Source organism: Streptomyces sp. NPDC054961 (assembly GCF_053609145.1).
This window is the reverse complement of sequence record NZ_JBSGWY010000070.1, coordinates 15,401-23,379: the sequence shown is the minus strand read 5'-3', so window position 1 is coordinate 23,379 and position 7,979 is coordinate 15,401. Positions and strand designations below refer to the sequence as shown.

Annotated in this window: 5 protein-coding genes and 1 pseudogene; 2 read left to right on the top strand and 4 right to left on the bottom strand. The window is 68.1% G+C overall.

Annotation, left to right across the window (positions count from 1 at the left end):
• The coding region (locus tag ACWF9Z_RS35110; protein WP_453609484.1) for a hypothetical protein at positions 1–189 on the bottom strand (189 nt) is incomplete at its 3' end.
• Positions 190–407: 218 nt separating this feature from the next.
• On the opposite strand from ACWF9Z_RS35110, the gene ACWF9Z_RS35105 reads away from it, so the two are divergent.
• Entirely contained in the window at positions 408–992 is a 585-nt protein-coding gene (locus ACWF9Z_RS35105) for a peptidase inhibitor family I36 protein (RefSeq protein WP_453609482.1), read from the top strand.
• A 747-nt stretch (positions 993–1,739) separates the two neighbouring features.
• On the opposite strand, the pseudogene ACWF9Z_RS35100 reads toward ACWF9Z_RS35105, so the two are convergent.
• A pseudogene (locus ACWF9Z_RS35100) lies at positions 1,740–3,341 on the bottom strand (ISL3 family transposase).
• 206 nt (positions 3,342–3,547) lie between these two features.
• Between ACWF9Z_RS35100 and ACWF9Z_RS35095 the strand changes: the two are divergent.
• On the top strand, positions 3,548–3,847 hold the full coding sequence (locus ACWF9Z_RS35095; RefSeq protein WP_453609480.1) for a hypothetical protein: 300 nt from the start codon (positions 3,548–3,550) through the stop codon (positions 3,845–3,847).
• Positions 3,848–3,855: 8 nt separating this feature from the next.
• Here ACWF9Z_RS35095 and ACWF9Z_RS35090 read toward each other — a convergent pair whose 3' ends face one another.
• Together ACWF9Z_RS35090 and ACWF9Z_RS35085 are read right to left on the bottom strand one after the other, a co-directional pair.
• A complete protein-coding gene (locus tag ACWF9Z_RS35090; RefSeq protein WP_453609478.1) occupies positions 3,856–5,457 on the bottom strand; it encodes an ISL3 family transposase in 1,602 nt (533 codons plus the stop codon).
• 549 nt (positions 5,458–6,006) lie between these two features.
• Complete coding sequence (locus ACWF9Z_RS35085) at positions 6,007–7,467, bottom strand: DUF7507 domain-containing protein (protein ID WP_453609477.1); 1,461 nt, start codon at positions 7,465–7,467, stop codon at positions 6,007–6,009.
• Positions 7,468–7,979 lie beyond the last annotated feature (512 nt).

The following is a 7,979-nucleotide window of genomic DNA, read 5'->3' as shown; positions in this document are numbered from 1 at the left end:
TGAGAAGGCGAACCCGGACAGCTCGGTATGGGTGAGGTCAAGCGCCGTCGCCGTGCCGCGGAAGCGCTCGACGTACGGGCTGGTGATGGAGACCGACATCACGAGGTCGCCGACCATGCCCGCCCACGACTCGAAACCGTCCCGCGCGCGGACGCTGACCGTCTGTGCACGTGGCTGAGCACCCGTCACGAAGCCCCCGCCCCACGGTGATGTGTACACGCCCATAGTTGGCGGTCGGCGGGCCGTCGGGATAGCGCGGGGTACTGGCCAACTCCCGCTCATCCGCGGCCTGTCTGCGCTCGGTGCGCAACGAATCTGCGCGCCGTGCCAACGACGTCGGCCGACGCCTCCCCACACAGTGGTGGTCGGCACCGTGCCGAAGTGTGAAGCAGAGAGGCAACGCAGTGATGAAGCACGGAATCTTACGGTCCGATGGGCTGGGCAAGCTCCTCGCCGCCCTCGTCATGGCCCTCCTGGTGCTCGTGGCCGCACCGGGCGCCGCCGGAGCCGCCGACGGGGCGCGCGCGGACTTCACGGCGCAGGCCGCGAGCGCCGGCCTGAACGCCACTCAGGCCAGGAGCCTGCAGAAGCGGGTCGACGGCTACCTGGCGAGCACCAAGGGCACCCAGATCGGCGCCAACAAGATCGCCCTGCCCGGCGGCGAGCTGCTGCTTGCACTGCCCGGCGAGCAGAAGGCTCGAGACCTCGACGCAGCGGCGGTCCCGGGCGACACGGTGGCCGGCTGCCACTACTCGTACGTGTGCGCCTACATGAACGAGGACTTCACGGGTGACCGGTTCGACATGTTCACCTGCAACCACCTGTTCCGCATCACGTGGAACACGACCGGCTCGTGGATCAACAACCAGCGCCCGACCCTGTACGCGAGGTTCTACGACCAGAACAAGGCCCTCGGCTATACGTCTCCCGGCGGTCTCAGCTACGACCCCTCGGCCGACTGGCGCTGGGTCTGGTACGTGAGCCCCTGCTGACGCGCCGGTCCACGCGCAGCCCCGCAACAGCAGCCGCTTGACGCCGACCATGAGGACGGCGGCGCCGGCGAGGATGAGGAAACCAACAGTGACGTTGCCCTTCCCTTCCTCGGAGGGGGAGGCCGAAAGGGACGTCGGGCGAGCCGCCCGACGTCCCCGACGACTTCTCCGACGGACACCGGGCCCCGCCCTCCCGGTCCAGCCGCGCCACCCTGAAAGGTCCCAATTCAGGCATATGCCATTCGGTCGCGCCGGGGTGCCCGGCGGGCGTGACAGGCAGCGTGACACCTCGAATGTGACGCTGGGTGAGCGTGACAGATGCCCCACACGCCCCGGCTCACAACACCCTCGCAATCCCGGCCCCTGGGAAAACAGGCTGCCACCACACAGGCAAACAGGGCACATAGGGGTGTTTTGGCTCACAGCTCACAGGCTGTGTCGGAGGGTGAGGTTCCCCCTGGCTTTATTCACGGGTTGTGGTTCTGGCTCAGGTTCTGTGGAGCGGTGACAGTCAGTCACTTCATCTGGGTAGCGGAGGACGTGGGACGGGGGTTTTGGGTTGGCGAGGCCTGGCCGGTTGTGGCAGGGTCGGATGGTCCCGACAACAGGTGCCGCCGGAGCGCCCGAGGCCCCTGTGGCTGAACCAGCGGGAGTAAGAGGCAGCTCACGGGGTGGCTGCACGCGTGGCGCGCGAGCGGCGTCCTGATTAGGCCCCGCTGAATCCGGCTTCATGATCTCGCGCGCTCGTCAGGCCAGCAGGACGCGCTTGCGGAGCAGGCGGAAGCCGGCGCGGCCGAACATCTGGCGCTTGAGCATCTTGATGCGGTTGACGTGCCCTTCGACGACGCCCGAGTTCCAGGGGAGGGTGAGGCCGGCGATGACGGCATCACGGTCGCGGTCGATGCCCGCGGCGAGGGTGTGGAGGCTGGGTAACTCGTCCTGTCTGACCGCATCGAGCCAGGCCGGCAGCCGCTCGCCCTGGCGCTCGGTGAGCATGGTCGCGAAGGACCGAACGTGCCTGGTGAGTGCGTCGATCTCGGGGCAGTTGGCCCGGACGTTCTTCAGCTGGAGGTGTTCGGTCTCGGAGAGGGTTTCCGGGCGGCGGAGGATCCATCCGGCGACGGCCCGGGGTGAGGGCGGCCGGGCGGTCACGGGCCGTGGCGAGGTGCGTTTCTGGCGGAGGTAGGCGCGAACGCGCTGGTAGCTGCCCTGGTAGCCGAGTGGGACGATTTCTTCCCAGAGTTTCCAGGCGTTGGTGTGACCTTCGTTCCAGCGGTCGTCGAGGTAGGTCTTGTACTCGTCGAGGACCGAGGTCCTGGTTTGCCACTGACCGGTGAAGAGGTTTTCCGGCGTGGCAGCGTCCGCGTAGCGTTTGACAGTTCGGCTCGTCATGCCAAGCTGCCGCTGGATCGCGCGGCGGCTGTGTCCTGCCTTGACCAGGGCATGGACCGTGGCATGCGTGGTCCGGGTCCGGTCGGCGAACCGGTGGCCGGTCGGCCATGGCGAGCCGGACGGCTCCTCTGCAGGGGCGGGTTCCGTCTCGATCGGTTCAGTCGCCTCAGGGACCAAGACGCGCAGGCACTGGCGGTGCTGGGCGATGCTCCGCTCGGCGGCCTCGCTGAGGTTGTGTCAGAGGTGCCACCGGTCCGCGACCTGCACGGCCTGCGGAGCGCCGACGGTGGCGCCCTCAGCGAAGAACGGCGCACGGTCCCGGCAGACCACCTCGATTCCCGGCCGCAGGGCCAGCCACGCAGCCAGACTCGAAGACTCCCGATCGGGCAGCATGTCGACAGGCCGGCGGGTCTCGACGTCCACGAGGACGGTCCCGTAGTGCCGGCCCTTGCGGGTGGCGTACTCGTCGACGCCGACCACCCGCGGAGCGGGCACTTCCGGATCGGGAAGTGCGTCGACCAGCCGCAGCACGGTGCTGCGGCTGACTGGCGCACCAACGATGTCAGCCAGCCGGGATCCGGCCCGGCCCGCAAGGGCGAGACCGATCGCCTCCAGGGTCGAGCGCAGCCGCTCCGTCCGCTGACCGTGCTTTCGGGTCAGACCGGGTATCTGCTCGACGAACGTACGGCGCGGGCACTCTGCGATCCGACAGGCGAACCGGCGGACCCGCAGCTGGAGTACGACCCTTCGCCCCGCACTCGGAACATCAGAGGGAAACCGTAGGTAAGAGCCATGAACCTGAGCGGACCACGCTCCGCAACCCGGGCACGAGGCGCCTGCGGCGGTGCACCGCACATCAACACGCACTATCGCGATGTTCACGTCGACCGACAGCACCGCGACGTCCGCGATCGACGGGAACAACAACTCATCCAGCCGGAGCAAGATCTCATTCACAGCCCCGAACTGTCTGCCCAGCCGACACTGCCACTGCTCGTTTTAGGGCAACTTCCCGAGGCGCCGCAGGGAGTTCAGCCGTCACTCACAGTGCACGGATCACACAAGCTGAGCCAGAACCAGTTTTGGTTCTGGCTCACTTTTCGTGGAGGGCTGACTGAGTGTGATGTCAGTGGTGTGTGGTGGGATGGCCGGACTCTGCTGCCGTGACCTGCTGGGAGACCGCCTTCATGCCCGTGTACTCGTCTCTGACTCACGCCCTGGCCGCGGTCTTGGTCGATGTCCTGTGGTTCATCGAAGGCAGTGAAGACGAGCAGATGGATCCGGACGACGCCGTCAAGGTCCTGGAGGGTGTCGCCCACCTGGTCAGCAAGCTGTCGAGCGAGCAACGGAGCGAACTGATCGGTCTGCTCGGGACGATGGCCGAAGCCGAGTCCGACCCCGCGCGGCGGGAGTTCCTGGAAGGGTTTCCGGAAGGCTTCGGGCTCCTTGATGATGCGGTCTGACCTGTGCATCACGAGTAGAGCAGGACGCGCTTGCGGAGGAGATGGAAGCCGGCCCGGCCGAACATCTGGCGTTTGAGCATCTTGATCCGGTTGACGTGGCCTTCGACGACGCCTGAGCTCCAGGGCAGGGTGAGGCCGGCGATGACTGCATCGCGGTCGCGGTCGATGCCTGCGGCGAGGGTGTGGAGGCCGGGGAGGTCATCTTGCCGGACGGCATCGAGCCACTGCGGCAGCCGTTCGCCCTGGCGCTCGGTGAGCATCTGGCCGAAGGAGCGGACGTGGCCGGTGAGGGCGTCCAGTTCAGGGCAGTGGACCAGAACGGCCTTGAGCCGAAGGTGCTCCGTCTCGTTGAGGGTCTCCGGCCGGCGGAGGATCCATCCGGCGACGACCCGGGGTGATGGTGGCCGAGCTGTGACGGGGCCCGGCGAGAGCCGCTTCTCCCGGAAGTAGGCGCTAACCCGCTGGTAGCTGCCTTGATAGCCGAGCGGAACGATCTCCTCCCACACGCTCCAGGCGTTCGTGCAGCCTTGGTTCCAGCGGTCATCCATGTAGGGCTTGAAGGCGTCGAGTTTGGATGGCCGGCCCTGCCACTGCCCGTGGAACAGGTCCTCCGGGGTGGCTGCGTCGGCGAAGAGCTTGACGGTGCGGGAGGTCATCCGGAGTTGGCGGCCGATCGCCCTCCGGCTGAGCCCGGCGGCCAGCAGTTCGTGGACGGTCGCGTGGTTGACGCGGGTGCGGTCGGCGAAGCGGTGTCCCCTCGGCCAGGGCGAGCCGGAGGGGTCTTCGAACTTCTCCGGCTCGGGGGCAGGCTGGGCTGGATCTGGCGCCAGGACCTGCAGGCATCCGCGGTGGTCTGCGACGCACCGCTCTGCAGCCTCGCTCAGGTTGTGCCAAAGATGCCACCTGTCCGCGACCTGCACCGCCTGTGGTGCCCCGGCCGTGGCACCTTCGGCGAAGAACGGTGCACGATCGCGGCAGACCACCTCCACCCCGGGCCGTTTCGCGAGCCAAGCGGCCAGGCTGGACGCCTCGCGGTCGGGCAGCAGGTCAACTGGACGACGGCTTTCGACGTCGACCAGGACGGTCCCGTAGTGGCGGCCTTTGCGGGTCGCGTACTCATCGACGCCGACTACCCGCGGGGCTGGAACTTCGGGGTCGGGCAACGCTTCGACCAGCCTGAGCACCGTACTCCGGCTGACAGACACGCCGAAGACTCTCGCCATGCGAGCACCGGCCCGGCCGGCGAGCGCGACGCCGACCGCGGCCAGCGTCGACCGCAGGCGCTCAGTCCGTCGGCCGTACCGACGGGTCAAACCCGGCAGCTGTTCGGCGAAGGTCCGCCGCCCGCACGAGATGACCGGGCAGAGGAACCGGCGGACCCGTAAACAGAGAGCGACCCGTCTGCCTCCGCTGGGCACATCAGCGGGAAATCGCAGGTAGGAGCTGTGAATCCGCCGTGACCAGATTTTGCATCCGGGACAGATGGCCCCAGCCACCGTGCTTCGGGCCTCGATGTGAACCGCCTCGTCGTTCACGGCCACGGACAGCACCACCACGTCGGATATCGACGGGAACAGCAACTCCTCCAGCCGGAGCACCACTTCTTCCACGGGCCGAACTGTCAGCCACACCACACCCCGTATGGATCAATTCCGGGCATCTTCCCCGGACCCGCTCGCCCGACGGTCGTCACTCAGAGTGCATGCTCCACGGAAAGTGAGCCAGAACCCACTCTCGTGAACATTGGTCTCCTCCAAGACCCGGTCCGATCCTCCCCTGAGGCTGCTACAGCACCCGGGGAGGATCGGACCGGTGTCACCGCCGGGCCTGCGGGTGCCGCGGCCCGGCATTGCCGAAGGCCGGGTTCTCGCGTTGTGCCCGCAGAGCGGGTTGACAGCGGCGTTTCCTTGAACTGCGACCTGGCAGGAGGCCCGCCGTTGGCGAGCTCCATTGGCGGAAGCAGTCCTGCAGGCTGTCGGAACGCCTTCCGGGCAGGTGGCCCCGCAAGAGCTCTCTGCCTCCATCAGGCGCCGCGGTGGGCCGGCGCGGAGCGGCGGCAGCCTGCTGCCCTCACCCCTGGCGGACCTGGTCCGGGCCGCACGACCCGGCAGAGAAGAACAGGGGCAACAGCCGCAACGGCACCCGCGCGAAGACCGTGCTCACCGACGTCGGCCCGGTGGAGACGCCGGGGCAGTGGTCCTCGTGGCGATTGGCTGGGGGTTAGCCTGGCCGGCGCAGGGGTCGCAGCAGGAGGGGGCCGGTTCGACGCAGACGCTGACGGTGTCGGTGTTGTTGGTGGTGTCGGGGTCCTTTTCGTTGCCGGTGACGGTGGCGGTGTTGCCGATCAAGCCGGCTTTGGTGGCCTTGGCTCGCAGCACGAGGGTGGCCGTGGCGCCGTCGGCCAGGTCTCCCACGGTCCACTGCCCGGTGGCCGGGGCGTAGCTTCCGGGGCCTTCGGCGGAGAGGAAGGTGAGGCCGTCGGGGAGCTGGTCGGTGGCGGTGACGCCGGTGGCGTCGTTGGGGCCGGTGTTGTGGACGGTGATGCGGTAGGTCACCGTCTGGCCGACGGTGACGGTGGTGGCGTCGGCCGCCTTCGCCACGGTCAGGTCGGCGGCCGGCTTGACCTGTGTGACCTGCTCGTTGGAGGTGGACGTCAGGGGCTCCGGCGTGTCACCGAGCCGGTTGTCGTAGGAGGCGGTTGCGGTGTTGCTGATCTGCTTGCCGGCGCCGGCCCGGTCGATGACGACCCGGTACTCCACCGTGGTGCCTGCCGGCAAGGTCTCGGTGCTGGGCAGGCTGCCCCCTTCCACGGCGGAAGCACCGTTGCCGAGATGGATGACGACCTTGTCCGCCTGGGCGTCGTAGTACGCCTGGTCGTCTCCTTGCGCGTCGCTCTTCGCTCCGGCGTTCGGGCCGTCGACGATGCGCAGGGAGCCGGGCAGGTACGTCGTGCCCTGCGGGATCACGTCGCTCACGATGAGGTTCTCGGCCCCGCCGCCGCCTTCGTTCTTCGCGGTAATGCGGTACGTGACGACGTCGCCCACCTCCAGCGGCCCCGCGGGAACGGCGGTCTTGGCGAGCACCACGTAGGGAGCGGTGCCGAAGAAGATGCCGTCCAGGAAGTTGCCGACGCCCCGGTTGCCTCCGGCAGCCGAGATGGAACGGAAGGCGAAGCGCGTCAGCGTCTGGCCTGCCGGGACGGTGTAGGTGCCGGTGTAGTAACCCCAGGCGGTGTTGCCGTCGGTGAAGCGCCTCTGCTCCACCGCGGAGCCCGGCGCGCCGATGTCCAGTGCCATGGTGTCGTCCCCCTGGCGGCCGCGGTGGTACAGCCGCCAGTACAGCTTCGTACCAGGGGTGGTCGGCAGGTCCTGGTAGAGCGTGGAGACCTCATTGGCGTTGAGCTCGGCGAACTGGGCCCCCTCGGCCGCCGGTACACCGTTGAAGCCCGAATGCCACAGCTCGATCTTGTGGTCGGAGGCAGTGGTGAGCCAGCCCGGGACCCGCTTGGCCGCCTGCGTCTGTGAGGCGTCCGGCAGGATTTCCACATCGGTCACGGCAGGCTGTTCGAAGCTGCCATTGGCCAGGGCGACGCGGAGCGGAGCAGCGGGAGGTGTGGTCATGATTCTTCCCCTCGAGTCGACACTTCTGGCGCCGGCCTGCCGCACACTGCGCGGCGAGCGGAGCCGAAACGCTCAGTAGCCCACCGCATTCGAGCGAACACGTAAAGTGGCCATTGAAGAGGTTTGGCCAATCCTGCGAGGCACGTTTGCGGAATCCCAACCCCCAGAGCCACTCCCCACGCCGTCATGCATGAGACGAAGGCAACCGCAGCCACCCCCCGAGCCCCCCGCCCCTCTCATGCCCGCCCCGTCGTGGCCGAAAGCCCCCGTTGAACCTTCGTGGCTATCCCCGCTCAGGGTGAATCGGCCACCGGCGAAGTTGACGCTCCTGGGCGCAGTGGCACGCAGGCCGGCCGTGTGGAGTCCGGACACCGACGGAATGTGAGCGCAGCAGTGGGGGGGGGCCCCCCCCGGGGGGGGGGGGGGGCGCGCCAGAGCAGGCCCGATCACAACCAGTGAAGGGCAAAGGGTACGAGGCAACACAAAAGGTCTAGGGGGGGGGAGTGTCGACC

Coding starts and splice junctions, on each gene's coding strand:
- ACWF9Z_RS35105 (WP_453609482.1), top strand. CDS start 408: ATGAAGCACGGAATCTTACGGTCCGATGGGCTGGGCAAGCTCCTCGCC.
- ACWF9Z_RS35085 (WP_453609477.1), bottom strand. CDS start 7,467: ATGACCACACCTCCCGCTGCTCCGCTCCGCGTCGCCCTGGCCAATGGC.